Origin of the sequence: Polaromonas sp. (genome assembly GCF_016185115.1) — a bacterium.
Taxonomy (GTDB): Bacteria; Pseudomonadota; Gammaproteobacteria; order Burkholderiales; family Burkholderiaceae_C; genus Polaromonas.
The window spans coordinates 143,970-169,295 of record NZ_JACPOF010000004.1 but is presented as its reverse complement, the minus strand read 5'-3'; the positions used below and the strand labels follow the sequence as shown (position 1 = coordinate 169,295).

The 25,326-nt window shown below is 61.3% G+C and carries 20 protein-coding genes; 8 read left to right on the top strand and 12 right to left on the bottom strand.

Annotation, left to right across the window (positions count from 1 at the left end):
* Nucleotides 1-30 precede the first annotated feature (30 nt).
* The 3 genes from yajC to maiA all read right to left on the bottom strand — a co-directional run bounded on the left by yajC (nucleotide 31) and on the right by maiA (nucleotide 2,118).
* Nucleotides 31-372, bottom strand: a complete 342-nt coding sequence (yajC, locus tag HYX42_RS01510; protein WP_293398834.1) for a preprotein translocase subunit YajC — start codon at nucleotides 370-372, stop codon at nucleotides 31-33.
* Nucleotides 373-686: 314 nt separating this feature from the next.
* Nucleotides 687-1,490 carry a peptidoglycan editing factor PgeF gene (pgeF, locus tag HYX42_RS01505; RefSeq protein ID WP_293398833.1) on the bottom strand — a complete coding sequence of 268 codons (804 nt, stop codon included), beginning with the start codon at nucleotides 1,488-1,490 and terminating at the stop codon, nucleotides 687-689.
* A complete protein-coding gene (gene maiA, locus HYX42_RS01500; protein ID WP_293398832.1) occupies nucleotides 1,480-2,118 on the bottom strand; it encodes a maleylacetoacetate isomerase in 639 nt (212 codons plus the stop codon). The genes pgeF and maiA overlap by 11 nt, the downstream gene beginning before the upstream one ends.
* A 214-nt stretch (nucleotides 2,119-2,332) precedes the next feature.
* On the opposite strand from maiA, the gene HYX42_RS01495 reads away from it, so the two are divergent.
* On the top strand, nucleotides 2,333-3,370 hold the full coding sequence (locus HYX42_RS01495; RefSeq protein WP_293398831.1) for an NADP-dependent oxidoreductase: 1,038 nt from the start codon (nucleotides 2,333-2,335) through the stop codon (nucleotides 3,368-3,370).
* Between the two features lie 13 nt (nucleotides 3,371-3,383).
* Here HYX42_RS01495 and HYX42_RS01490 read toward each other — a convergent pair whose 3' ends face one another.
* The gene (locus HYX42_RS01490; RefSeq protein ID WP_293398830.1) at nucleotides 3,384-3,863 is read right to left on the bottom strand and encodes a DUF1566 domain-containing protein; all 480 of its coding nucleotides are present in this window, start codon (nucleotides 3,861-3,863) and stop codon (nucleotides 3,384-3,386) included.
* A gap of 230 nt (nucleotides 3,864-4,093) precedes the next feature.
* On the opposite strand from HYX42_RS01490, the gene HYX42_RS01485 reads away from it, so the two are divergent.
* Both HYX42_RS01485 and HYX42_RS01480 read left to right on the top strand, forming a co-directional pair.
* A complete protein-coding gene (locus HYX42_RS01485; RefSeq protein WP_293398829.1) occupies nucleotides 4,094-4,372 on the top strand; it encodes a FeoA family protein in 279 nt (92 codons plus the stop codon).
* A complete protein-coding gene (locus tag HYX42_RS01480) occupies nucleotides 4,369-6,270 on the top strand; it encodes a ferrous iron transporter B (protein WP_293398828.1) in 1,902 nt (633 codons plus the stop codon). The genes HYX42_RS01485 and HYX42_RS01480 overlap by 4 nt, the downstream gene beginning before the upstream one ends.
* Nucleotides 6,271-6,496: 226 nt before the next feature.
* Here HYX42_RS01480 and HYX42_RS01475 read toward each other — a convergent pair whose 3' ends face one another.
* From HYX42_RS01475 to HYX42_RS01460, 4 genes are all read right to left on the bottom strand, one after another.
* Complete coding sequence (locus HYX42_RS01475) at nucleotides 6,497-7,714, bottom strand: YbfB/YjiJ family MFS transporter (RefSeq protein ID WP_293398827.1); 1,218 nt, start codon at nucleotides 7,712-7,714, stop codon at nucleotides 6,497-6,499.
* Nucleotides 7,715-8,131: 417 nt separating this feature from the next.
* Nucleotides 8,132-8,785: a hypothetical protein gene (locus HYX42_RS01470; protein WP_293398826.1), complete on the bottom strand. Its 654-nt coding sequence runs from the start codon at nucleotides 8,783-8,785 to the stop codon at nucleotides 8,132-8,134.
* Nucleotides 8,782-9,765, bottom strand: coding sequence for an MlaD family protein (locus tag HYX42_RS01465; protein ID WP_293398825.1), 984 nt, complete (start codon nucleotides 9,763-9,765; stop codon nucleotides 8,782-8,784). The genes HYX42_RS01470 and HYX42_RS01465 overlap by 4 nt, the downstream gene beginning before the upstream one ends.
* A 24-nt stretch (nucleotides 9,766-9,789) precedes the next feature.
* Complete coding sequence (locus HYX42_RS01460) at nucleotides 9,790-10,593, bottom strand: ABC transporter permease (RefSeq protein ID WP_293398824.1); 804 nt, start codon at nucleotides 10,591-10,593, stop codon at nucleotides 9,790-9,792.
* Nucleotides 10,594-10,812: 219 nt separating this feature from the next.
* On the opposite strand from HYX42_RS01460, the gene HYX42_RS01455 reads away from it, so the two are divergent.
* Together HYX42_RS01455 and HYX42_RS01450 are read left to right on the top strand one after the other, a co-directional pair.
* Nucleotides 10,813-11,889 carry a glycine zipper 2TM domain-containing protein gene (locus tag HYX42_RS01455; protein ID WP_293398823.1) on the top strand — a complete coding sequence of 359 codons (1,077 nt, stop codon included), beginning with the start codon at nucleotides 10,813-10,815 and terminating at the stop codon, nucleotides 11,887-11,889.
* A gap of 206 nt (nucleotides 11,890-12,095) precedes the next feature.
* Nucleotides 12,096-13,280 carry a GGDEF domain-containing protein gene (locus tag HYX42_RS01450; RefSeq protein ID WP_293398822.1) on the top strand — a complete coding sequence of 395 codons (1,185 nt, stop codon included), beginning with the start codon at nucleotides 12,096-12,098 and terminating at the stop codon, nucleotides 13,278-13,280.
* A 16-nt stretch (nucleotides 13,281-13,296) separates the two neighbouring features.
* On the opposite strand, the gene HYX42_RS01445 is transcribed toward HYX42_RS01450, so the two are convergent.
* Complete coding sequence (locus HYX42_RS01445; RefSeq protein WP_293398821.1) at nucleotides 13,297-14,751, bottom strand: PLP-dependent aminotransferase family protein; 1,455 nt, start codon at nucleotides 14,749-14,751, stop codon at nucleotides 13,297-13,299.
* 183 nt (nucleotides 14,752-14,934) lie between these two features.
* Between HYX42_RS01445 and HYX42_RS01440 the strand changes: the two genes are divergently transcribed.
* Nucleotides 14,935-15,276 (top strand): hypothetical protein, encoded by a 342-nt coding sequence (locus HYX42_RS01440; RefSeq protein WP_293398820.1) that lies wholly within the window; start codon nucleotides 14,935-14,937, stop codon nucleotides 15,274-15,276.
* 20 nt (nucleotides 15,277-15,296) lie between these two features.
* Here HYX42_RS01440 and HYX42_RS01435 read toward each other — a convergent pair whose 3' ends face one another.
* The gene (locus tag HYX42_RS01435) at nucleotides 15,297-16,397 is read right to left on the bottom strand and encodes a PQQ-dependent sugar dehydrogenase (RefSeq protein ID WP_293398819.1); all 1,101 of its coding nucleotides are present in this window, start codon (nucleotides 16,395-16,397) and stop codon (nucleotides 15,297-15,299) included.
* 272 nt (nucleotides 16,398-16,669) lie between these two features.
* Here HYX42_RS01435 and HYX42_RS01430 point away from each other — a divergent pair, with 272 nt between their 5' ends.
* Nucleotides 16,670-17,380 carry a C40 family peptidase gene (locus tag HYX42_RS01430; RefSeq protein ID WP_293398818.1) on the top strand — a complete coding sequence of 237 codons (711 nt, stop codon included), beginning with the start codon at nucleotides 16,670-16,672 and terminating at the stop codon, nucleotides 17,378-17,380.
* Between the two features lie 99 nt (nucleotides 17,381-17,479).
* Here the strand turns inward: HYX42_RS01430 and HYX42_RS01425 are convergent, their stop codons facing one another.
* Nucleotides 17,480-22,033, bottom strand: coding sequence for a filamentous hemagglutinin N-terminal domain-containing protein (locus tag HYX42_RS01425; protein ID WP_293398817.1), 4,554 nt, complete (start codon nucleotides 22,031-22,033; stop codon nucleotides 17,480-17,482).
* 154 nt (nucleotides 22,034-22,187) lie between these two features.
* Complete coding sequence (locus tag HYX42_RS01420) at nucleotides 22,188-23,903, bottom strand: ShlB/FhaC/HecB family hemolysin secretion/activation protein (RefSeq protein WP_293398816.1); 1,716 nt, start codon at nucleotides 23,901-23,903, stop codon at nucleotides 22,188-22,190.
* A gap of 399 nt (nucleotides 23,904-24,302) precedes the next feature.
* Here HYX42_RS01420 and HYX42_RS01415 point away from each other — a divergent pair, with 399 nt between their 5' ends.
* The gene (locus HYX42_RS01415) at nucleotides 24,303-25,205 is read left to right on the top strand and encodes a glycosyltransferase (protein ID WP_293398815.1); all 903 of its coding nucleotides are present in this window, start codon (nucleotides 24,303-24,305) and stop codon (nucleotides 25,203-25,205) included.
* Nucleotides 25,206-25,326: the final 121 nt, after the last annotated feature.

Sequence of the window (25,326 nt, the reverse complement as noted above, 5' to 3'; positions counted from 1 at the left end):
TGCGTCGCCGGCAGCCCCTTGCCAGCCAGCTTACTTGGCCGTGGCGATGGCGCCCTTGGGCAAAACCTGCACGATGGCGCTGCGCTGCAGCTGAACTTCAACGCCGGGGGCCAGTTCAAGCGACAGGTAGGCATCGCCCAGCTTGGTGACTTTGCCCAGCAGGCCGCCTGCGGTGGCCACTTCATCGCCCTTGGCCAGCGCGTCTATCATGGCGCGGTGCTCTTTCTGCTTCTTCATCTGCGGGCGAATCATCACAAAATACAGCACCACAAACATCAGCACCAGCGGCAGCATGCCCGTGAGCGAAGACATCATGTCGCTGCCACCAGCGGCGGCAGGGGCGGTCTGGGCAAAAGCGGAAGAAATAAACACGGCAAACTCCACGGATTGGTGAACTGACAGAGTGAAAACGGGACTGTTCAAAGAGCCCCAAACGTAACCCCCGATTGTATGCGGGGAGCGGCAGGACTTTGGTCAGGAACTGATTTAAATCCCGGCCTCAATAGCCCCGGAACCACAGGGGAAAACCCCCTTTATCGCTGCGGTCCAGATACCTGTACAGGGTCGGAAATTCCCTGCATGCGCAAGGGTCAAAGCGGCATGACCTGAAAATCAGCAGGCTTTTGATCTCCGGAACAGGCCAGGAAAGCCCCTGTTCGGCTTGCAGAAAGCTGGTTTTCGGGAACTCACTCCATCCAGACCAGCGCCCCCATCCGCCCGGTAGTCCCAAACCCATTTCCATCGACGCCAGCATCGCGCCGGTGCGAAAAGTATTTATCGGGGTTCAGCACAGTACACCAGGCATCAGAACCGTCATTGCCATAGACCTGCGAAACACCGAGCGCCTGCAGCCTGTGCCGCGCAAGCCCCGCAAGGTCGACCAGGTATTTGCCAGGCGCAACAGGTACAAAAAAGCGCCCGGCCCCGGGCTGGCCCGCTTCAAACGCAAGCCTGACTTCAGCCCCGACTTCAAATGCGGTCGGTCCTATGCACGGACCCAGCCAGGCGATGACCTTTGAAGCTGATGCCCGAGCAGTCGCCGCGGACAGCGATGCAAACGCCGATTCCAGCACGCCCCTGTGCCCACCGGCCGCCACACCCGCCAGCCCGCGCCAGCCCGCATGTGCGGCTGCGACTGCGATGCCGTCCTGCGTGGTGAGCAGCACGGGCAGGCAGTCGGCCACCATGATGGTGCAAGCGATGCCGACTTGTGTCGTGACACACGCATCTGCCTGGCTGCCATCTGGCGTGGCGGCATCGAGCTTCAGGACATCGATGCCATGAACCTGTTTCAGGAATACCGCGTGTGCGCCGCAGGCCCGTTGCAACAGGGTCCGGTTGGCCTGGACGCTGGCCGCGTCATCACCCACATGGTCACCGAGATTCAAGCTATCCCATGGGGTCACAGATACGCCGCCGTTGCGCGTGGTGAACAGCGCCTTCACGTTTGAAGGCGCGGGCCAGTCGGGAATTAACCAGTCAACTTTCAAAGTCAGGGCAGGCAGAAGGCTGCGCTTTTTGTACCGCTGGCAATGCCATGCCCGCCTCATACGCCGCCATGGTACGCGGCAGGCCGTCAAAGTTGACCTTGAAGCGCTGGGCGTTGAAGATCTGCGGCACCAGGCAGCAGTCAGCCAGGGTCGGCGTGTCGCCATAGCAGTAGGTTGATCTGGGCAACTGTGCCAGCTGGCGCTCAAACGCTTCAAGGCCCTCGCGGCACCAGTGGCGGTACCAGGTGTTTTTGGCCTCGTCATCGAGCTTGAGAACCTGCGACAGATACTTCAGCACGCGCAGGTTGTTGATGGGGTGCAGCTCGCAGGCAATCGACTGTGCCAGTGCACGCACCTTGGCACGGCCCACGGCATCTGCCGGCAACAACGCGGGCGTGGGGTGTTTCTCGTCGAGGTATTCAATGATGGCCAGTGACTGCGACAGTTTCTGGCCGTCGACTTCCAGCAGCGGCACCAGCGTGTCGGCAGAAATCGAGGCATAGGGTTCCTGCTTGTGCTCGCCTTTGGCGATGTGCACGGGAACGTAGTCGTACTTGAGGCCTTTGAGTTCCATGGCGATACGCACACGGTACGAAGACGACGAGCGGAAGTAGTTGTGAAGTTTCATGACATAAGCATACAGCCCCCACGGTCGCGCACTTCGTGTCGTTCCCTGCCCCCCGAGGGGGCCGCCCCGCCTGCGGTCCGGCAAAGCCGGTCCCGCGGCTCCAGCTTGCAAATACCCCGAGTTTCGAGGGAGCGCATGCAATCGCCTGCGCGACTGCAGGCCTTGCCGCTCCCCGCTACCATGCCCTCCTGCCATCCAACCACGGGAGACATCCATGAGCACAGCCATCACCAGCCTTACCAACCACCAGGTCCGCCTGGCCAGCCGTCCCAGCGGACTGCCGACCCGCGCCAACTGGAGCTTCACCACCGAGCCCGTGGCCGAGCCGGGCCCCGGCGGCGTGCTGGTCAAGACGCTGTACCTCTCGCTGGACCCGGCCATGCGCGGCTGGATGAATGAAGGCAAGAGCTACATCCCGCCTGTCGAAATTGGCGCGGTGATGCGTGCAGGCGGCGTGGGCAAGGTCATCGCGTCGAACAACCCCGACTTCAAGGTGGGCGATTATGTCAATGCAGGGCTGGATGTGCAGGAGTACCAGTTGATTCCCGAAGACCGCATCAAGCGCAGCGGCATGTTCAAAATCGACCCGCGCCTGGGCCTGACCTCATGGCTCAATGTGCTGGGTATGCCGGGCATGACGGGTTACTTCGGCCTGCTGGAGGTCGGCCAGCCCAAGGCTGGTGAAACGGTGGTGGTGTCGGGCGCTGCAGGCGCTGTCGGCCAGACCGTGGGGCAGATTGCAAAACTCAAGGGCTGCCGCGTGGTCGGTATTGCGGGCGGCAAGGCCAAGTGCGACTGGGTGGTGAAGGAGCTGGGTTTTGATGCCTGCATCGACTACAAGAACGGCGATGTGCGTGCGGGCCTGAAAGAACACTGCCCCAAGGGCGTGGACATTTATTTCGACAATGTGGGCGGCGAAATTCTTGACATGGTGCTGACAAAGATCACGCGCGGTGCACGCATCATCATCTGCGGCGCCATCAGCCAGTACAACAACACCACGCCCGTCAAGGGCCCGGCCAACTACCTGTCGCTGCTGGTGAATCGTGCGCGTATGGAGGGCATTGTGGTGTTCGACTATGCCGACCGTTACCACGTCGGCATCGCCGAGATGGCGGGCTACCTGAAGGCAGGCACCATGAAGAGCAAGGAGGACGTCGTCGTCGGGCTGGACACCTTCCCCGAAACGCTGCTCAAGCTTTTCAACGGCGAGAACTTCGGCAAGCTGGTGCTTCAGGTCGCCGCTGAATAAACCAGACGGGGCTTTACTTGCCCCGCACCAGCCGCACGGCGCCGGGTGAATTGCGGGCGCCCTCGCCGGCGCTGCCTTCCGTGAATGACACAAACATGAAGTAACCCGTGCCCACGCTGCTGGACGTCCAGAAACGGCCTAGCGGCGAGCCCGGAAACGCGCGAGGGTCAATCGCAGCCTTGCCTTCTTCAGCCTCGCGCACGGCGACGATGCTGGACATCTCCTTGAGTACCGGCAACCGCCATTCACCGCCGGCCGCTTTGGCCATCGCTGCCGCATCGGCCTGGTTCACAAACGACGCCTTGCCGGTGCAGGTGGTTTTCTTCCAGCTCATGCCTTCGGCGCAACGCCGCCAGGTCAGGCCGGTCTTGCTGTCGGTGATTTCCTGGCCGTCGAGCGAGGCGGTATAGCGGTCCTGCGCCGCAGCGGGCATGCACGCAGCAGCCGCCAGAACAAAAAACAACCCCGATATTTTTGTGACTGAACAGCGCATCAATGTCTCCCCGGGCCAAGCCGTTTTTTCGATCTGCCAATGCTAGAGAGATCACCACGCTGCGGCCAGAGGGATGCTACTTAGCGGGTATTACGTAGCGATTGGCGGGGAAATACCGGGGCCTTGTTCTACATGAGAATCGTTATCGTTTAAGATTCATGCCTGCCCGGCACTCATACAGCTCCAACCATGCGGCGCAAGTCTGACCCTTACGAAATGGCTTTCTTCAATTGACTTCCTCGCACCCCTCCCCCCTGTCGCTGGCAGATGCCGCCACCGGCGAGGTTTTTACCGTCAGGCAGGTTGTTGCGCCAGCCGCCACACCCGAATGGGCGCTGCAGCTTGAGGACATCGGTTTTCTGGCCGGCGAGCGTGTCGCCATCATGGCGCGCGGCATGCCGGGCGGTGACCCGCTGGTCGTGCGCGTGGGCCTGTCGACCTTTGCACTGCGCCTGGATGAGGCCGCCTGCATACAGATCAGGCCCCTGCCTGCGGGGACGGTCTCATGAAAGAGGCTGTCGTCAATTTTTTCCCGTCGGGGCCGCTGCTGGCACTGGTCGGCAACCCGAACTGCGGCAAGACCGCCCTCTTCAACCTGCTCACTGGCAGCCGCCAGAAGGTCGCCAACTACGCAGGCGTGACCGTTGAACGCAAGGAAGGCAAATTCACGACACCTGCAGGCAGGACGCTGCGCGTGCTCGACCTGCCAGGCACCTACAGCCTCAGCCCGCGCTCACCCGACGAGCGCGTGACGCACGACGTGCTCTACGGCCGCGCCAAAGGCGAAAAGCGCCCCGACCTCATCGTCTGTGTGGTCGATGCCACCAACCTGCGGCGCAGCCTGCGCCTGGTGCTGGGTGTCAAGCGCCTGGGTATTCCCTGCGTGGTGGCCGTCAACATGCAGGACCTGGCGCGTGACCGCGGCCTGGCGATTGATGTCGATGCGCTGTCAAAAGAGCTGGGCCTGCCGGTGGTGAGCACCGTGGGCACACGCGGCGGTGGCGATGTGGATCTGCGCCTGCTGCTCGACAAACCCGAGCTGCGGAAACGGCCGGCCGACACGCTGGAAACCATCGCTGACGTGCCGCACCATGCAACCGAAGCCGACCATGAAACCGTGCGCGGCATATTGCAGCGCCTGGGGCTTGACGGCCTGATTCCCCACACCGCCAGCGACCGCATTGACCGCGTTGTGCTGCACCCCGTCATCGGCCCCGTCATGCTGGCCATCGTTCTGTTTCTGATCTTCCAGGCGGTGTTCAGCTGGGCCACGCCTGCGATGGACGGCATCAAGGCCGCCAGTGAATTGGTAGGCAGCGCCGTCGGCAACATGTTGCCTTCAACCGGCAACATGGCCTGGCTCAAAAGCCTGATCGTCGATGGCGTGATTGCCGGCGCCGGCGGTGTGGTGGTGTTTTTGCCGCAGATCGTGGTGCTGTTCTTTTTCATCCTGGTGCTTGAAGAATCAGGCTACCTGCCGCGCGCCGCGTTTTTGCTCGACCGGCTGATGGGCGGCGTCGGGCTGTCGGGCCGCTCCTTCATCCCGCTGCTGTCGAGTTTTGCCTGCGCCATTCCCGGCATCATGGCCACGCGCACCATCGCCAACCCGCGCGACCGCATGGTCACCATCATGATTGCGCCGCTCATGACCTGCTCTGCACGCCTGCCGGTATATGCGCTGCTGATCGCCGCCTTCATTCCTGCACGTGACATCGGTATCTTCAACCAGCAGGGCCTGGTGCTGTTTGCGCTGTATGTGGCCGGCATCGTCGGTGCGCTGGCCGTCGCCTGGGTGCTCAAGCGCCTGACGGCACGCGGCCAGGTACGCACGCTGATGATGGAACTGCCCAACTACCACCTGCCCAGCATACGCAACGTCGCCATCGGCCTGTGGCAGCGCGTGGCCATCTTCATGAAGCGGGTGGGCGGCGTGATCATGGTGCTGACGATTGCGCTGTGGTTTATGGCCAGCTTTCCCGGCGCGCCCGAAGGTTCTGACCGCCCGGCGATTGAATACAGCATTGCCGGCCAGCTCGGCAAGGGCCTGGCCGTGGTGTTCGAACCGATTGGTTTTAACTGGCAGATCAGCATTGCGCTGGTACCCGGCATGGCGGCGCGCGAAGTGGCCGTCAGCTCGCTGGGCACGGTGTACGCGCTGTCAGCCGGTGCAGACGAAACTGCGCAGGCGCTGCAACCCATCATCGCCCAACAATGGAGCCTGGCGACCGCCCTTTCGCTTCTGGCCTGGTATGTGTTTGCGCCGCAGTGCCTGTCGACGCTGGCCACCGTAAAACGTGAGACCGGCGGCTGGCGCATGCCGCTCATCATTGCCGGCTACCTGTTCGCGCTGGCCTACTTGGCCTCGTTCATCACCTACCGGGTGGCGCTGGCCATGGGTGGCGGTTAGCGGTGGTTTTTAACGTACACATTAAATTTTTAACGTGTACGTTCAAATTTACCAAAAAGTTAACTTCCATATTAACTTTTGGCGTTTTGAGCCCGCGGCGCACGGCAAAATCGTTTCAAAAAGGCCCAAAAAGGCCATTTTTAGGTGCCAAATATGGCTGCAGGCCAATAAATACATACGTGAGCAGCTATTAATTCAGTAGCAAAAATTTTGCTGCCTGGCCTGATCAGGCAGCCCTGCGGGGCCTCTCGGGATTCATGGGCCACATGCGCGTCATCCACAGGTAGATCAGCGCGCCCAGCACCAGCGCGCCGGCGGCGATCTCCAGCGACAGCGTGAAGCCCGCCTCTACCGTGGCCGTGCGGCGGAGCATGACCGCCACCATGGGCGGGCCGGCAATCTGCCCCACGCCATAGACCGCCGTCAGCAGGCCCATATAGCTGGTGGCGGTGTCGGGCCTCAGGCGGCGTACCTCCTGCATTGCAAAAAAGGTCAGCGCCGTGAACGGTATGCCGAGGACAAAGCTGCCAATTACAAACCCCGGCAGGGTCGGTGACCACAGGCTGATGCCAATCGACAGCGCCTGGATGAAGTAGCAGCCCGCCAGCAGATAACGAAGGTCACCCGTGAGCGGCACGCGCGTGGACAGCAGCGCACCCACCATCACACCCAGCCCCAGCATGGGCCAGAACATGTCAAGAAAAGGCGAACCCGGCAGCGCCTGACGCGCAATCACAGGCAGAAAGGTGGCGGTAACGATGTAGCCCAGCCCCGCCAGGCCGTAGGCCAGTGCCAGCACCAGCATCTGGCTGCGGCTGGCGCGCACTTTGGCGGGTACCACGCCTGCGGCGGCTGAAGGCACGGCGGCGGCAATCGGGTCAATGGGTTTTTCATTGCTGGCGTGAAAGGTGCGCCAGACTATGCTGGTCAAAATCGACGCCATCACCCCCAGGATGACCCAGGCCGTCGCGGCATGCCACTGCAGCGCCACCATGCCGCTGCACATCAGCCCGCTGAGCATGATGCCCGCACCCGGCCCGGCATACATCACACCGCCCAGCCCGCTGGCGCCATGCCGCGCCAGTTGACCCAGGCACCAGCCCGAGGTGAACAGAAACACAAAAGCACTCGCAACCCCAGCCAGAAAACGCAGCAGCGGCCAGATGCCTGGCAGGTTCAATGACATGCCCAGCGTCAGCAGCGCAGTAGCGACCAGCCCCGCACGCACCCAGCTCGACGCGCCCACCTGCGGCAGCGAAGGAAAGCGCCGCCAGATCAGCGGCTGGAAAGTGCAGATCAGCGCGCCGAACAGGTAGCCGATGTAGTTGGCCGTCGCCAGCCAGCTCGCACCCAGCAGGTTTATTACCCCATCGTGCAGCATCATGGGCATCACGGGGGTGAAGGCAAAGCGGCCAATGCCCATGGCGGTGGCTAAGGCGATCATGCCCGCGAGGGCTATGGTGAGGGGGGAAATTTGGCGGGGGGAGGAGGTCATCGGGACTACAAAGTGCAGGATTAACAAAGAGCTGAGAGGTATTTCTGCCTCGGCAGGTCAAGGCGGCATGCGCGGCAAGGCCAACTGCGGAACAGTGCTAGTAAAGAAATCCAAAGATTGAACCACTCAAGAACACCAAAGCAAGAACTGCCCAAAGCCACACAGCACCACTCAAGTCACCAAACCCGTTCCGGCGCGTCCACGGCCTGCGCTTTTCGAGCTCTTGAAGCGGAACCCCGCTGACGTTTACCCCCTGCCACTCCGCGTTTAAAACCTCAGGTATGTTTGTATCGCCCCACGCAAGTCGCCATGCGTCATAGGCGAGCCAGGCACAAACAAAAGACGCACCAAGAGGAAGCCAGGAACTCATGGTTTTGCGACACCAGCCGGTGGCTTCACCTCATTAGCCGTCAGTTCCATACGCCGCTTCAAACGCGCAGCTTCCGTTAAATCCCCTGCCTTCTCCGCCAGCGACGCCTGCACCCCCAGCCAGGCGAGCAGCGGCCTGCGCCAGCCCTGGGCTGAGGCGGTGTCTACGGCCTGCTGAATCAATGCCGGGCTGGCATTGCCTGCGCGAAACCTGGCGCCGGCTGCGACGAGTTTTGACAGGGGTTCTGCATCAGCACCGGGCGAGCGTTGGGACTCCGGAAGTAGCGCTGCATTTTGGGGGCTCAGGGTGCCCATCAGGTAGTCGGCATAGGCGCGCTCGGCGGGCGCGGCATCCTGCCTGAGTTTTTCAAAACCAGTGCAAGGCTCAAACACCAGGCTGGCGACGCGGGTGGCGCAGCGCAGCAATTCGACTTTAGCTATCAGATCAATATTGCCGGTGCTGGAGATTTCATTGCGGGCGCGGGCGAACTCGACGGCTTCGACCCTTGTGTTGCCTTCAAGGTAAGCAGCCACGGCGCGGTCCGTCGAACCCTTGGCTTCTAGTTGCCAGTCAGGCGTTTTGGGGCCGGACGAACATGCGGTGAGCGCAGCACAGGCGATCGCCGTCAGAAAAGCAGATGAGGTTTTCATGGCAGCTTCACCTCGGTATCGCGTTTGAAGGGCCATTTGCGGTTGATCTCGTTGATGAGGCCGTCGACCTTGCGCAGGCTGGCCTCGACCTCACCGCGCAGGCTGCCCAGGTCGTTTGTCGCTTCACGCGCGTTGGACGTTACCGCCTGCGCATCGACCAGCACGGCATCGACCTTCTTCAGGCTGGTGCGGGCCTCGCCCAGCAGCGCGTTGAGCTGCGCCACCGTGGCACGCGTCTCGGGCATCACGCCCTTGTCGCCAAACACCTGCACGTCGGTTTTGGCAGCGAGTGTGTCGAGTTTGGTGAGCAGCGCGTTGCTGCGGTCCAGGGTGGCCTGCAGTTTTTTGGCTTCAGCCTCGCCACCCAGCAACACCGACATGGCGCCACCCGTGCCGTTAAGCCGCGTGGTCAGTACCTGCAGGTTGGCCAGGCTGGCACCCAGAGAGCCGTCACTGCTGACAAGCGTGCTGACACTCTCGATCAGGTCTTTGGCGGAAGCGATCAGCTTGGGCACCTCAGCTGCCGCATCACCCTGCAGCACGGTGCGCACCGCGCCGTCTTCGAGCGGGGCATCGGTCAGCAGGCCGGTGTAGGCGCGAATGTTGGTGCCGCCCACCAGCCCGCGCACCATGGTGAACACGCTGGATTTGCGCAGCCAGTGCGCATCCTTGGTGGCGACATCGATATTGATGCGCGCCTTGCCGTCTTCGGCCAGCTCGATGTTGCGCACACGGCCTATGGGGAAACCCGAGAAGGTCAGGTTCATGCCGGCCACCACGCCTTCCGAATCTTCCGAAATCAGCACCAGCCGCTGCGTGCTTTCAAACACACCACGGGCATACATGACGTACAGCGCGGAGCAGGCAATGAGCGCCACCATGAAGATCAGCAGCAACACGGCCTTGAACTCCAGGTGCTCGTTGAGCGGCGCGGTTTCACCCGGCGCGGGCGCCAGGTGTTTGTCGGGGGTTTCACTCATGGGTGGGGTCTTTTTCCGGAAATATCAGTAGTAATTACCAACAAGTGATAGAACCTCTATCAGCAAAATCACGGCAAACATGCGCACCAGACCGCGCATCTCTGCACTGGTGCGGGTATTGCTTTCGGCCAGGCCGTACAGGGCCGAAGCCATGGGTATCAGCGACACGGCCAGCGCAAAGAAAAAAGTCTTGAGCACAAAGATCAGCGTGACGGCCGGGTTGAACACCTGACCGAACAGACGCGTATAGGCGGCCCAGCCCGCCAGGTTGCCACCGTAAATGGTGATGTAGGCCACCATCAGTGCGACCACACAACTGAGCACAGCCAGCGTGATGGTCGAAAAAATGCCGGACACCACACGCGGCAGCACTTCACGGTGAATCGGGTCAATGCCATTGCTGCGCAGCTTCACAAGGTCACCGCGCGACTTCATCTCGGCCAGTTCTGCGCCGTCAGGGATGGTGCAACGCAAGGCCACGAACAACGCGGCGGTGAGCGGAATGAGTTCAAGCACCAGCACACGAATGATGACCTGCAGTGAATATTGCGTCAGGCCATAGGTGAGCGCAGTGGTGGTGACGATGCGCGTGAGCACAAGGCTGATCAACGCGCAGAGAACGGTGAAACCGGTCAGGATGGGTGCGGTGTTGTCGTAAATGTGACGGGCCATCACCAACCTGTCGGCACGTTTATAGCTCGACGGCGACAAGGCCAGCAGCAGCAACAACGCGCCCAGATGCGCAAGCCGCCACCACTCTGTCAGCCAGATTTTCACTGTGCGGTTGCCGCGGGTCAGCAGTTCCCGCCATGATTGCATGGTCACCATGCGGCCATGATAACGAATGGCAGTACCGGCCCGCCATGCCGCGCAGGGCCGTCGGGGCGCTTTTGGCGGGCGTGTGGGAGCCCCGCTTGTAGGCCAACTGCCCGACTGCGAAAAACCGGTCAACAGTGCGCAGCATGGCGCGTTGCGAAGTGAGCGGCGGAAATACCAGCACTGGATATATCACCCCATAACCGCCGCATTACCCCAGGAGACACTCTCATGACCCTTCGCCAAAAAATTCTGAACATGCTGTTCGCGGCGCTGGCTTTCAGCCAGCTCGCGTTCATTCCCCAAACGGCTTCCGCGCAGCAATACGCCGCGCCCGTCATCACCGGCTTTGACGTCAAGCAGGTCGAACGCCTCAGCCCGGGCAGCGAAATGGTCTTCACGCTTTACGGCACCGCAGGCGCCGATACGCGCATCAGCATCGAAGGCATCAACGCCCAGTATCTTCTGCCCGAAATCGAGCCCGGCGTTTATGTGGGCTCCTACACCATACGCACCTCCGACCGCCTGTCGGCACAGAGCCTGGTGACAGCCAATCTGCGCCTGGGCAACCAGGTCGCCACCACGGTGCTTGACGAATCACTGCTGGCCGGCGCCCCATGGCGCTCACGCACCGGCAGCGTGCCAACCGGCACCGCACCGCGCATCCAGAGCTTTACCGTGGCACCCACCAGCCGCATCGAGCCGGGCTCGGAACTGTTCTTCACGCTGATGGGCACGCCCGGTGGCCGGGCCAGCGCACGCCTCAATGGCATGCAGGGCAAGATATTCCTGAATGAAACAACTGCCGGCAAATATGAAGGCAGCTACACCATCAAGGCACGTGACCGCATCACCGCCGCTTCACGCGTGACCGCCAACCTGCGTCTCGACAACAAGCAGGCAGACACCGTACTGCGCGAATCGCTTGTAGCCACCGGCGCTGTCCGCCCTTCGAATGTGCCTGCACGAATCTGCCCGAATTGCGGTACGGTCGAAGCCATCAACACCATTGAAGTCAAGGGCGACGGCAGCTATGTGGGCCTGATCGGCGGCGGCCTGGCCGGCGTTGTGCTGGGCAGCCAGATAGGTAACGGCAATGGCCGTACCGCTGCACAGGTCCTGGGCGCAGTCGGCGGTGCCCTGGCTGGCCGCGAGATTGAAAAGAACGTGCGCAAGAACACCCACTTCGAAGTGGTGACCCGGTTCGAAAGCGGCGGCACACAGACCGTGACCTACCCGACGGCGCCCGCCTTCAAGGTCGGTGACAAGGTCCGCATCGAAAACAACCTGCTGGTCGCAAACCAGTAAGCTGCAAAGATTGAACAAGTGCCTGGGAAGGCACCAGACAGGGGCTTCCTCACCAGAAGCCCCTGTTTCCGTTTGCAGGGGCTGGACTTGCCTGTATCCGGTGGTGTATGGTCGGAAAACACGACACATAAAAAGACGACACATAACAACCGAACAGAAGGCGCGCAGTGTAAACACGCTTGTGCCCGCTGCGACATCATCGATTGATGCCTAACTTTCCTGATTTCTGGATTTACACCAGCGGCGCCTTCGCCGGGATCTGCGTGCTGGTGGTCTTGCTGGGGCTCATCATCGGCCATGCCTACGACGAGCACATGCTGTGGTGGCACTCTGCCGCCATCGCAGGTGCACTGGGCGCCCACCTGCTCGGGCAGGATTACCCGGCTTCTGCCTCTGCCATGTGGGCCGTGCAACTGGCACTGGCTACCATGGCGCTGTGCGTGGCGACCGGCTCTACGGGCGCCATCGCCCGGCCTGCCAAAGCCATGCAGTACCTGGCCATGGTCTTTATTGCCGTCATGGTGCCGGCCCAGGCTTTCGGCCTGTTGAATCAAAGGCAGATGGGCCTGCTGGCGATTCCGTGGGCTCTGCTGGCCAGCTGGTACCTGATTCGGGCCTGGAGCCAGAGCGGCCCCTGGATTGTCTGGATCGCCGCCGGGCAAGTGGCGCTGGTCGTACAGCACCTGCTGCGCACCGCCCATCTCAATTCGACATGGACCGAGCAACTGCAGGCGCAAGGCCTGGCGGCGCTGGCTTTTTATGCAGCAGCAACCTATCTGGGCATGGTGTGGCTGAGCCGGCTCAGTGCTGAAAACGCCCTGCGCGTGGAAGCCCGCGAGCGCACGGACCCGCTCACCGGCCTGGCCATGCCACGCGTGTTTTTCGACCGCATGGACGGCGCGCTGATCCGCTCGCGCTCCATGGGTTATACCTGCGCCGTGTTGCTGGCGCGCGCCGACAACATAGAGCAGATCGTGCGCGACCGCGGCATGGACAACAACGAAGCCGTGCTGCTGGCCGCATCCCGCGCGATTGCCGGTTCACTGCGCTCGCAGGATTCGGCGGCACGGCTGTCAGGCAACCGCTTTGCCATCATGGCCGAAGGCATTGCCGAGGGCACGGCCAACCAGATCGCCACGCGCATCCTGGCCAACGGCCTGCGCGCGGGTGAATGGGGCCTGAAAGGATCGGAGCTGCAGTTCCAGATCGCGATTGTCGAGATCGACCCCTGCGATGTCGGCTCGGCCACCATTCTTGCGCAGCTTGAAGAGATGTTGCGCGACATGGTCACCGGCGTCGTCAACAACCGCATCCGCGTGCTGCCGCGCATAAGCGACAGGCAGGTGCCGGGTGCAACGCCACTGGCGCAGGTGCAAAACGGTTTGTTCTGAGCCTTACCCCGCCTACTCAAACGACATGTCCCGCAGGAGGCGCGCTTGCGACCACAATGTCTGCCAGCTTTCGCAGCGCCTCATCTATCTGGTGTGAGAACGGAAAGCCGCAGCTGATGCGAAGGTAGTGGTCAAACCGGCTTGAGTTTGAAAACATGGTGCCGGGAGCCACGCGTATGCCCTGCAGCAGGGCCGCATCAAACACCGCCTGTGCAGAGGTGCCCGCAGGCATCTCGACCCAGAGCAGCATGCTGCCGCCCGGTACATTCAAACGCGTACCCGCAGGAAAATACTTCGCAATCGCCTCGGCCATCTGCTCGCGCTGCGCGTTGAGCATGCGGCGCAGGCGCACCAGGTGCCTGTCATAGGCGCTGGAGGCCATGAACTGCGCCACCGACATCTGGGCCAGCGCTTCGTTCGATCGACTCTGCGCGTACTTCAGCATCTGTATGCGCGCCTGCCAGCGGCCGCCGGTCATCCAGCCCAGGCGCAGGCCGGGCGCCAGCGTCTTGCGAAGCGACGCGCAATAAATGACATTGCCGGTTGTGTCCCAGGCTTTGGCTGCCTTGCGCGGCACATCGTCGTGACCAAGCGCGCCGTAGGTGTCGTCTTCAATCAATGCCACCTGCTGGCGTTCACAGAGCGCGACCAGCCTGGCCTTGTCCTTATCAGGCATCACGCAGCCCAGCGGGTTATGAAAATTGGGCATCACCACCACGGCCCTGATGCTGTCGTGGGTCTGGAAGGCCAGGTCCAGCGCCTCTATGGAAATGCCGGTGCTGGGGCTGGTCGGAATTTCAAGCGCACGCAGGCCCAGGCTTTCAAGAACCTGCAGCAGGCCGTAATAGGTGGGTGATTCGACGGCGATGGTATCGCCCGGCTGGCTCACCGCACGCAATGCAATGTTCAGCGCTTCTATGCATCCGTGTGTGACGACGATGTCTTCTGCCGCGAGCTGCATGCCGGCTTCAAGTGCGCGCCTGGCGAGTACGGCCCTCAGCGGTGAGTCGCGGGGCGAATCAACCGCGCTTACCAGCAGTTGCGGGTGCTGGCGCAACGCACGCGTGGCGGCGTTCTTCAAGGCTTCCGACGGATACATGTCGGGCGAACCATAAGCCGCTGCAAGATTGGCGACCAGCGGGTGAAGGTCGCATTTGGCCACGTAGTCAGACACCCTGTCATGGATGCCGACGTACTGCGCAGGGTCCAGCGCCCTGCCCGGCTCAGGCTCGCTCAGCGGCTGCAAATCGGCACGGCGCCTGCGCAGCACAAAGTAGCCGGAACGCGGCCGCGCTTCCAGCAGGCCCTCATCTTCCAGCGTGTGGCATGCCAGTGCGGCAGTAGACAGGCTGACCTGGTGCAGCCGCGTGAGGTCGCGTACCGACGGCATGCGCTGGCCGGGCGTCAGCACACCCGACTGGATGGCTTGCCTGTAGTGGCTGGAGACCTTGAGGTAAAGCGGTTGTTCCATGGCTTGCATGTTCGAATCATCCGGCTTGATGCCCGCGCCAGACAGTCACAGATCAGCCGAAAACAGACCATAACAGATGGGGTAAATCCTGTCTGTACCGGTACAGATCGCAGCTGCGTGTGTCTGTTTTGAAAGCGCCTTTATTTTTAAGCTGAAGGCCTTGCAATCAAAAGGAGTTCAGTCATGCAAGCCACACCAGATCGCGATCCTGCCATCCAGATCAGGGCCGGTGAATCGCTGTTCGTTTACCTCCATGCCGACAGCGCCATTACCAGCACTGCTGGCGGGTTGAAACTGACGGGCTCGCCGCGCTGGCTGGGTGGTCAGGTTTTTCGTCCTCAGGCCACGCTGGCTGAAGGCGAAGTCTGGCTGCCTGAGCAAAGTGGCTGGGTCACGCTGACTGCAGCCGCAGGCGGGAGCACGGTGCACATCTGCAGGGTTGAAGCACCAGTGAAGCTGATGGACTGGCTGCGTCAAGCCATCAGCACATTCATGCCCGGCCGCACCACCCGAACCTGCGCCTGATGTGACGGAAGCTGCCGCGCTTACTGCGGCAGCAGGCGAATGAGCTTGCCATTGCTGTTGTCTGTCAGCACATAGAGCAGGCCGTCGGGCCCCTGACGCACATCACGTATACGCTCGCCGACTTCGCTGATGAGTTTGCTTTCCCGAACCACCTTTCCGCTATAGGGGGCCGCCAGCTCGATGCGGTCAAGGTAGGCGAACTTGAGCGAACCGACAAACAGGTTGCCCTGCCAGGCCTTGCCGTATTTGTCGCTGGTCAGAAAGGCCATGCCCGACGGGGCGATGGACGGCGTCCAGTAATGCAGCGGCTGCTCCATGCCGGGCTTGCTGGTAATGCCCTCGCCTATCTTGCCGCCGCCGTAGTTCTCGCCGTAGGTGATGACAGGCCAGCCGTAATTGGCGCCGGCCCTTGGCAGGTTGATCTCGTCGCCGCCTTGCGGGCCGTGTTCGTTCTCCCAGAGCGTGCCGTCAGGCGCCATCGCCAGGCCCTGCATGTTACGGTGGCCATAACTCCATATCTCGGGCAGCGCACCTGCCTTGCCGACAAAGGGGTTGTCCGAAGGCACAGTGCCGTCTTTATTGATGCGTATCAACTTGCCGTGGTGGTTGTTCAGGGTCTGGGCGTCTTCCTTGCGCGAGAAGCGTTCGCCTGTGGTCAAAAAGAGTTTGCCGTCGGGCCTGGCATTGATACCTGGCGAACGGCTTTCAACGATACGGCAACCGAAGTGCGCCGAACTGGCAGTCTTGGGCTTCTGGCTGAAGATGATTTTCACGTTGTCCAGCCTGCTGTTATCAGCGCTCAGGGCTGCCCGCGCCAGCGCCGTACTGTTGGTATTGCCCGGCCCGGGCTCTGAAAAGCAGAAATACAGGCTGCGGTTGGCAGCAAAGTCCGAATCAAGGATCACATCGAGCAAACCGCCCTGCCCGCCTGCAGCTATCGCAGGCAGGCCCGCCACAGGCTCACCAATCTTGCCGCCGGCTTCAACGACCCGCAGGCGGCCTGCGCGCTCCGTAACCAGAAACCTGCCGTCCGGCAGAAAAGCCACAGCCCAGGGGTTTTGCAGGCCGGTGGCCACTGTCTCTGGTTTGACGCCCTGCGCCCATGACACAGGGGCCGCCATCAGCGCCGCTACCAAAAAAATAGCGGAGTATTTACGACAGGCATGGCCCAAGACCGAATTGGGAGCCCCGAAAAGGGATGGGAAAAGCGTCATCAAGACTGACCCCTTAATGTATGAATACTTTAGAACTCATTTTTGAACGATTTGGAGGCTAATTAAAGAGCACCAAGACAAGACACGCTATAAATCGTTACAAATCAATGATTTGGCGGTGCTATCAAGAAACAACTTAAGGTTGACGTAGGACCATTCCTTCAAGTATCCTGCCTGCCATGCGTATCACAGCCCCCCTTTTGGCTTTCCTGCTCTTTGCTTCTGCCATGCTGTTTGCTGTCAGAGCCCATGCAGCCCCTGCTGGTTCCGCTGATGACATCGATAAACTGCTGGCCGACAAGGGCTTGATGGCGCACATTGAGCGTGCCGGCCAGACGGTCAGCAACAAGGCGTCAGAGTTGGTGGTCAACGCCATGGGTTTCCTGGGCGTGCCTTACCGCCGCGGCGGCAACAATGCCGACACGGGTTTTGACTGCAGCGGCTTTGTCCGCGCCATCTATGAACAAAGCATTGGCCTGATCCTGCCCCGCAAGGCCGAGCAGCAGGCCGCCGCCACCCAGAACATTGAACGAAACGAACTGCAACCCGGCGACCTGGTCTTTTTCAACACCATGCGCCGCGCCTTCAGCCATGTCGGCATCTATGTCGGCGAAGGCAAGTTCATCCACTCACCCAAGCCCGGCGCTGAAGTTCGTGTCGAGAGCATGTCGGTTGCCTACTGGAACCGCCGTTTTGACGGCGCACGTCGCGTCTCTGGCCAGGACGGCCAGCCAGCCCAGGCCCGCGACATGCGCGCCACTGCAGCTGTACAGGCACAAGCCCAGGTCAGCGCCGTCAACGCGAATGCCCTGGGCGCCAGGGCTCCCTTGCTCCAGGCCAATACGCCTGCGGTACAGCAGCTCAACCAGTACATGATCCAGGCGCAATAAGCGCGCCTTTTCCAGCCTTCCCTGGCCGTATCTATCTGTCAGAGGCAAGCGCCTCGACATCTTCGCCCCCACTGCCTGACTGCGTCGCTGCGATGCGACCTACTCCCGGTCGGACTCCTTTTCGCCTGAAGACTTGCCAGACGACGATTCGGCCGGTGAATTGCGCGGCGACAGATCAAGCTCCACAGACTGTCCGTTGCTCAAGGCCTCGCCCGCAGCGCCGGGCGACATCAGGATGATGCCGCCGCCATCGGATTGCGACATCAGGACGCCAGCCTGTGCCAGCTGAACACCCTGAATTTCGTCACCCCCTGCGTTATCTGCCAGCGCATTGCCGGCGGGCATGACGCGGCTGTTGTCGGAATTCGACGAGAGTTGCGCGTTGCCCTGGGGTTTGCCATTGACATTGACGAGGCCACCTCCCGAGTTGGTCACCTGACCGAAGCTGCCCCTGACACTGCCGCTGGGTGCATTGACGGTCATCTGCGACGACGAGCCTGACACCTGCGCATCACCCACCGCCGCCACAGCAACGACAGGCGCAACAACATTGACCACAACCGTATCACCCGCCAGGGATGCCGAGCTGGATGCCACCACGGCGAGGTTCAGGTCGCCCTGTGCCTGCACCACTACCGTACTGCCCGAAACGCTGCCGGATATGTCCCCACCACTGGTCATCTGCACGGCGCCCAGGCTGTTGGTGGTGCCCGAGATGTCACCGCCGGCGCTGATGGCAACATCGCTTGCCGTGACATTGGCGGCAATGTTGCCGCTGCTGGTGATGACCACGCTGCCCTGGCTGACGGTCGCGCCGGTGATGTCGCCGCCCGCATTCAGGGTGTTGGCCGCAGAGGAATCCTGCCCGCGCAAGGTGTGGTTGCTCAGTGCCACGCTGCCCAGGGCATCGATTTTGTAGCCCTTGACCCACAGGGTATCAAGCAGGCTGAACTGGTTGGACGAGACTTCAAAGCTGCCCAGCGCATTGGCGGCCGTGCCACCGGTCACCATATGGACATTACCCCGGGTGCCGCCCGTGCCGGCGATCAGGCGAAGCCCGTAAGCCGTGGCGCCGACGTTCTGGATATCCCCGTTGAGCGTGATGTCGGCACCCAGGGTCGCCAGCGTGGTGTCACCCAGAAGGCGGATGGGGGCGTTCAGCAAGATGCCTGAAGCGGTATCTGCTGTAACAGCGCCGGCAAGCCCACTGCCGGCGGCACCTGCATTGAGCGTCAGGCCGTGAACGGTGGAGCCGTTGAAGTAAAGGTTATAGGGATTGTTGACCACCACATTCTCCGCATAAGTGCCCGCGGCGATGCGAATGCTGGCACCGGCACCCGCATGGTCAAGCGCAGCGGCAACAAGCAGGGCACGCGTGCCGCCACCGGCCAGGCTACCCACACCAACCTGGAAATCCTGCGTGGGTAACGCCCCGTTCCAGCCCTGCACATAACTTGACCCAGCGCTGTTCAGGTTGACGGCGTAATCAATGGCCTGCTGTCGGGAAGCCTGCAGCCACGTGTACTGGTCGTTGTTGTCGGTCAGGGCGGAATTGCGCACTGCAAAGTCAAAACCGGAAATATTGAATGCGCCGAAATTCTGGCTGACCGACTCATCCTGCATGAAGACGGGGTTCAGTTCGGTGAACTGGTTGTTTGCCGCCACCGTGATGTTGCCGGTCTGCTGGTTGTAGTAGCGGTTGGACTGGTATAGCGCCAGGCCGCCCCAAATGTTGTTGCGCGTGGTCGAGTTGCTGATCGTGACATTTGCGCTGTCCGTGATCTGTATGCCAGCACCCGCGGTACTGCCCGCGTCATTGCCGACTGGCGCGCCGTTGGCTATTACGTGGTCTATGACGGCACCATCCACGCCATTGAGATCCAGTTCGGCCCGCCCGGCGCCCCGGCTGGTGACATTGCTGATGGAGAAGTTGTGCAGTCTTGCCGACGCGTCGCCCACCGGCGCCACCTTGATACCGTAGGATGCCGCGACATTGGCTGAAGGGCCATAGAGCGTGAACCCTTTCAGCGAGACATTGTCAGCACTCACCTTGATGCCATAGTTGTTGAGGATGGCGCGAGCGTCGATGACGGTAGCATCCTGCCCGGCCCCCGAGAGCGTCAGGCTTTTGTTGATCGTCAGGGTGGCTGGCTGGATGTAGGTGCCGCCGGCCACGCGCACTACACCGCCCGTTACCACGGCATCGATACCGCCTTGTATGGTGTCCAGCGGCGTCAGCAGGCTGCCCTGGTTGTTACCCGCCCCTGTCGTGGCCACATTGGCCTGCGTGCGGTTTGACGACGTATAGCCCTGATCCTGTACTCCCCAGCCACTGTTGGCAGACGACAGCGCCAGCAAGGCCTGCTGCCATGCCAATGTGGGCGCAGCGGCTATGGGCGTGCTGTTCGAGACAGGGTCAGGGTTAGATCCAGCCATGTGCCCGTTCAGGTGCAGGTTCAACCCCCACTCGTTGCCGATGGGGCCCTGGGTATTCCCCGACATGGCGATGCCAGTGCCGTCGGTGTATTGCACGGATATGGCGCTCTTGGTGTTTTCGATGCGGTTACCCGTCACGCTGCCGGTATTGCGGCCATCGATCAGGATGCCGTTGCGCACATCATGTATGTTGTTGTTGCTGAGTGTGAATCCGGTGATGCCGTTACCCACAGCAATGCCCCGGCTGCGGTTGTTGCCCCATGCATAGGTGAGGTAAGACTGGGTCACCGGCCCGGCGATCTCCATGCCCGTGACGGTTACGTTGTTGGCAGCGACGGCGATCCCGTTGACTTCTGCAGCATCCGGCACAAGCAGTTTGGCCCCTTCATGCCCGGTCAGTGTGAGCCCGGTCTTGTTGAGCACCAGTTGCTCTGCGTAAGTCCCCGCATACACATCAACGGAAGCGCCCGCGCCTGCCGCGCCAACGGCAGCGCCTATAGCCATGGCCTGGTCACCGCCAGCCAGCAGGTGCCCTGTGCCGACCCGGAAGTTCTGCGTTGTCTGCGCGCCGTTCCAGCCCTGGATATAACTCGATGCCGAAGACCCCAGGTTGACCGCAAAGTCAAACGCACTCTGGCGGGACGCCTGCAGCCATGTGTACTGGAAATTGCTGTTGGTCGATGAACCGTTGCGCACCGCATGGTCAAAGCCGGCAATACTGAGCGTGCCGAAATCGCGGGTGGCCGACTCATCCTGCAGGTAGACCGGGTTGAATTCGTTGAAGGTATTGTTGCCCGTCACCGTGATGTTGTTGACCTGCTGGTCGTGGGAACGGTTGGCCTGATACAGCGCCAGCCCCCCCCACGTGTTGTTGCGCGTGGTGGAGTTGCTGATCGTGACATTTGCGCTGTCCGTGATCTGTATGCCGGCGCCGGCGGTGCTGCCTGCGGCATTGCCCACGGGCGCGCCATCGGCCGTCACATGGTCGATCAGCGCGCCGACCACGCCGTTGAGGTCGAGCTCCGCCCGGCCTGAGCCGCGAATCGTCACATTGCTGATCGAAAAATCGTGCAGTCGTGCCGGGGTGCCGCCAGACGGCGCCACCTTGATCCCGTAGGAAGAGGCGACGTCGGCACTCGGGCCATACAGCGTGAAATCCTTCAGCGTGACGTTGTCGCCGGTAACCTGAATGCCGTAGTTGGTCACGCCCTGCGCGTCGATGATGGTGGCGCCCTGCCCCGCGCCGCTCAGCGTCAGGCTCCTGTCAATTTTCAGCGTGGCAGGCTGAACATAAGTACCAGCGGCGACGTTGACCGATCCACCTGATTTGACGATGTTCACACCGTCCTGGATACGCCCTGCACCCGAGACATTGATGGTTGCGGAACTGCCGGTCACGGCAGGTGCCTGCAACGCCGACTTCAATTGGACCGAATGGGCATTCACCCTGATGGCATTGCTGGCCTGCTGCACACCCTCCAGGTTGATCACACCGGACAGCAGATCCGCGGCGTCCCCCACTCCCAGCAGTATGGTCGCGCCGTTGAGGCTGCCACCCGCCTCATTGCCCACGGCCACGCCCGATGCGCCGGCCGGAACGACAAACTCATAGAGGCCCGCATTGAGCGACACGGTGGCAGCGGTCGACCCGGCAAGCGAGATGGTTCCTCCCGTTGCAACGATACTGCCCTGGTTGGTCACCGAAGGCGCGACCAGCGCCACCAGACCCGCCCCCTGGGCTGTCAACGTGCCCTTGTTGTTGATACTGCCGGTAGCGCCTGTGATCCGTGCGCCGCCAGTATTGATGAAGTGGTTGACATCGATATTGCCCGTCGTGGCAATGAGCGAGGCCACGTTCACCACGGAATTGGCGCCGAACATCACGCCGTTCGGGTTCATCAGCATCACGGTGCCGTTGGCAGACAAGCTACCCATGATCGCGGAAGCATTCAGCCCGGCTGCCACACGATTAAGCACCGCGGCAGCGGCATTGGGCTGGACAAACTGCACAGCCTTTCCCAGATCAATGCTGAACGATCCCCAGTCAATCACGGCGCGGTCGGTGGACTGATTGATGGTCAGCTGGTTTCCCGACACCGACCCACTGGCAGCACCGGAAAACACAGTGCCGTTTTGCGGCAGTCCCGCCGCGCCATCAATGGACCACCCCGGCGGCGCGAACACCAGCGCTGCTGCTGCAGGCAAGGCTTTGAGCATGAAAAGCCGATTGCGCCATGGCGCGTGTTGCTGACGTACAGGTCCACCAGCGTGTGCGTGAACACATCCATAAATTCGTCCATGTTTTACAGCCAGACAGGAGTCGTTATGCATGGGGCACCTCTCAAATTCCGTTGCACACCGGGCTGACGGTTCAGAACCTCAGCACCACTGAAGCCAGCAGGCGTGCTGCCTTGCCACCGGCAGGGTTGCCGGCCAGCGCCCTGGTAAGCGGCCAGGCAGCTTCAATCACGGCAAACATGTTTTTCACAAAGAACAGCCGTACCCCAAACCCCGCCGATGCAAGGCTCGGGCTGGCTGGCAATCCGGGTGTGGGCGTGCCGAGCTTCCAGACCCTGCCGATGTCATAAAAACCGAAGAGCTGGTAAGAACGCAGGCCCGCAGTGTTGATCTCATCCACGTAACGTGGCTCTACACGCAATGCAAGCGCGCGTTCACCCGTGAGTTCGGCAGGTTCATAGGCGCGCCCGAAGCGGCGTCCGCCCAGCGCGTACTGCTCTGACGAGAGCAGCGGCGTGTTGGACCATTGCCCCCCTATACCCGCGACGATTGAGCTGTGGGGACCCAGCGGCTGCGAGCGCTCATAGTCGAATGTGAGTTTGCTGAAAACGCCGTCAGCGCCCACGCGGCTCTTGAGCAGGTCCGACGACTGCGTGCCACCCAGGCCCTGGCTGAAATCAAGCTCCAGTGTGTTCTGCCCATCCAGACGGTCCAGCACACGCCAGCTCAGGCCAAGCCGCAAGGCCCGGATGCGGTCTTCAACCACGCGGGCGCCAAGGATGTCCGTATGAATATCAGAATGCTCATAGGCCGCACGCGCAAGCAGGCTTTCGTTGCGCGTTCTCAGAAGCGGATAACTCAGGCCCAGCGAGAGCGTGTCTGCGATTCCGTGGACGGCAAACGCCTTGAGCGAATCGCCCGGCCGGGTGCGTGCGCTGGAAATGGAGGCCGTCAGCCTGAGGCCTTCGGCATTGAGCACCTGGCCATACGAAACCTGGGCATAAGCCATTTCGGAATTACCGGTGCCGGCAGCCACAAAACGCCACTGGTCATTGACGCCCAGCACCTGGTTTGCCGTCGCACCCAACGTCAGCTGTACCGGCCCCAGATACCTGGATCCGTATTTGTCCAAGGATAAAAAACCCTCTGCCTTGTTGAGCGCTGCGACCAGGGTGAGGTCAGCCGCACCGGGCTCCCGGGACGGTGCCAGCACACTGCGCAGCGTGATTCCCGGAAAATCGTTGGCGATCAGCAAATAGCGCTCAAGCACAGCGGCATTGAGCGGGCGCGATGCCCTGATCTTCTCGCCAGCTTCTGCAAGGCTTGCCCTGACGTGTTCACTGACACCTTCATCCGCGCGAACTGTCACCTGCACGATATAGCCCTCGACAACGTTCAGGGTCAGCAGGCCGGACTCCAGCGACTGGGGCGGCACGACAACCATTGAGAGGATGTACCCCGCATTGCGATACATGGCGGTCAGCAAAGATGCCAGTTCAAGAATGTCACTACCGGAAATCTCGCGCCCGATGTAGCTGTCCGCCTTCACCTGCAGCACGTCGCCAGGCAAGGCAGTTGCACCTTCAATGCGTATGGTTTTCAGGGTCACCCGCATGGACTTCATCGATTCCGGCACCCCCCGCCCCTGGGGGAGATCCGTCTCCCGCTGCTCGAGCGGGCGCCCGGTTTCGGGCGGCAAATCGATTCGCTCGCGCAGGCGCCCCGGATCGACAGACGGGGGCGGGACGGTCTGGGCCCGCACCGCAGGCACGCCTGCATGCAAAGCCAGCAGGAGCCACAAATGGCTGCAAAAGACCTTCGACTTCAACCACAACCCGATATGTTTCATGACTGCCCTGAAAACAAATGTGGACGATGAGCGCCTACGAATCGTGGTTGACAGTTATGAAGAACCCCAGCACTTATAAATAATTTAGTCAAACCCCATGTGGCAACCAAAGTATGGAAGCTGTTTCAAAAATGGAAAGAGGGGTATCGCACGCATTACATTTCCTGACAGGCTATCAATTTGGATTTGCCCCCCATAACGTGAATTAATTGAACTATTCGGTCTTAATTTGGAGCAAACACAAACACTTATGGCTTATCTCCTGGCGGCATCACTAAGCATCAAAGGCGTCTTGAGAAAAATACATCAGTTTCTTTTTGTTTCAAAAAATATCCGCCTTGTTATGACACTGCTTGTCAGCGCCTGACAAAGTGGAGCCTTGGCATCCCGGCACTGATCTTGAAAATCCACATCTACACAGACATAGACAACCTCTTCGGCAAGGCTTGCCGGATCTGGATGGGTGTATTGCTGGCCGCCGGCCATGAGGTCGAGTACGTAGACCTCGGTACCGAAAAGCAGGGTGTGCTGCCCGACGTGGGTGCAGCAGACATCAATCTGCTGGTCGTCGGCATCTACGCTTTCGAAAGATTCGGCAAACACGGGCTGCCGCGTGGCAAAAACGTCCTCTGGATGCTGGACCCCCTGACACGCAACCCGCAGGCCACCGTACATGGCTACAAGGCCGGGCTCTTCGATGCCTTCGCCCCAAGGCTCGACGCCGTGCTGGCGATGGACCAGCCGATTGAAGACTACCTGCGCCTGCACTACCCATCGCTGGCGGTCTCGCAGCTGCCCTATCTGATTGCAGACATACACATACGCGCGCCCGGGCCCGAATCGGCGCGAACCAGCGACGTGCTGTTCATCGGCCACCCTTCGCCGCCTCGAGAAGAGGCCGAAGCGCTTTTCAGGGCCAGCGGCGTGAAGGCCGAATTTGTCTGGGCCGGCCTGTGGGGCAAGGCCAGGGAAGAGCGCCTGCGGCACGCCCGCATCGCGCTGACCATTCACGCCGACCCGCAGCACACCTATTTCGACCAGTTCCGCACACTGGAGGCCTGGGCGGCAGGCACCGTGGTCGTGAGCCAAACCTCCGATGGCCTGGCGCCGCACGGCATCACCCCGGGTGAACACCTTGCTACCGGCGCGCTGGCTGAACTGCCTTCGCTCTGCCAGTCGCTGTTGAATGATGCGGACAGGCGACAGGCCATGGCCGTCGCTGCGCAGGCACTCTTGAGGAAGCAGTTTTCAGTACAGCGCTGGCAGGCACACATGCTCGCCGCCATGGCCAGCGTGAGCTGAATCGACGATCACCATATCCCGAGTGATACCTGCTGCAATAACCTGATACCCGCTTGAACCAACTGATACCTGGTTCGATGCCAAGGGTTAATCCGCCTCCGTTTGTCACCTGCGGCGACTA

Excerpts from the sequence above, each read along its gene's own strand:
- HYX42_RS01445 (WP_293398821.1), bottom strand. The coding sequence starts at position 14,751 with ATGGAACAACCGCTTTACCTCAAGGTCTCCAGCCACTACAGGCAAGCC.
- HYX42_RS01460 (WP_293398824.1), bottom strand. The coding sequence starts at position 10,593 with ATGGTGACCATGCAATCATGGCGGGAACTGCTGACCCGCGGCAACCGC.
- HYX42_RS01440 (WP_293398820.1), top strand. The coding sequence starts at position 14,935 with ATGCAAGCCACACCAGATCGCGATCCTGCCATCCAGATCAGGGCCGGT.
- HYX42_RS01470 (WP_293398826.1), bottom strand. The coding sequence starts at position 8,785 with ATGAAAACCTCATCTGCTTTTCTGACGGCGATCGCCTGTGCTGCGCTC.
- HYX42_RS01465 (WP_293398825.1), bottom strand. The coding sequence starts at position 9,765 with ATGAGTGAAACCCCCGACAAACACCTGGCGCCCGCGCCGGGTGAAACC.
- HYX42_RS01490 (WP_293398830.1), bottom strand. The coding sequence starts at position 3,863 with ATGCGCTGTTCAGTCACAAAAATATCGGGGTTGTTTTTTGTTCTGGCG.
- HYX42_RS01455 (WP_293398823.1), top strand. The coding sequence starts at position 10,813 with ATGACCCTTCGCCAAAAAATTCTGAACATGCTGTTCGCGGCGCTGGCT.
- HYX42_RS01425 (WP_293398817.1), bottom strand. The coding sequence starts at position 22,033 with ATGCTCAAAGCCTTGCCTGCAGCAGCAGCGCTGGTGTTCGCGCCGCCG.
- HYX42_RS01420 (WP_293398816.1), bottom strand. The coding sequence starts at position 23,903 with ATGAAACATATCGGGTTGTGGTTGAAGTCGAAGGTCTTTTGCAGCCAT.
- HYX42_RS01495 (WP_293398831.1), top strand. The coding sequence starts at position 2,333 with ATGAGCACAGCCATCACCAGCCTTACCAACCACCAGGTCCGCCTGGCC.
- maiA (WP_293398832.1), bottom strand. The coding sequence starts at position 2,118 with ATGAAACTTCACAACTACTTCCGCTCGTCGTCTTCGTACCGTGTGCGT.
- HYX42_RS01480 (WP_293398828.1), top strand. The coding sequence starts at position 4,369 with ATGAAAGAGGCTGTCGTCAATTTTTTCCCGTCGGGGCCGCTGCTGGCA.
- HYX42_RS01475 (WP_293398827.1), bottom strand. The coding sequence starts at position 7,714 with ATGATCGCCTTAGCCACCGCCATGGGCATTGGCCGCTTTGCCTTCACC.
- HYX42_RS01450 (WP_293398822.1), top strand. The coding sequence starts at position 12,096 with ATGCCTAACTTTCCTGATTTCTGGATTTACACCAGCGGCGCCTTCGCC.
- HYX42_RS01430 (WP_293398818.1), top strand. The coding sequence starts at position 16,670 with ATGCGTATCACAGCCCCCCTTTTGGCTTTCCTGCTCTTTGCTTCTGCC.
- HYX42_RS01435 (WP_293398819.1), bottom strand. The coding sequence starts at position 16,397 with ATGGCGGCCCCTGTGTCATGGGCGCAGGGCGTCAAACCAGAGACAGTG.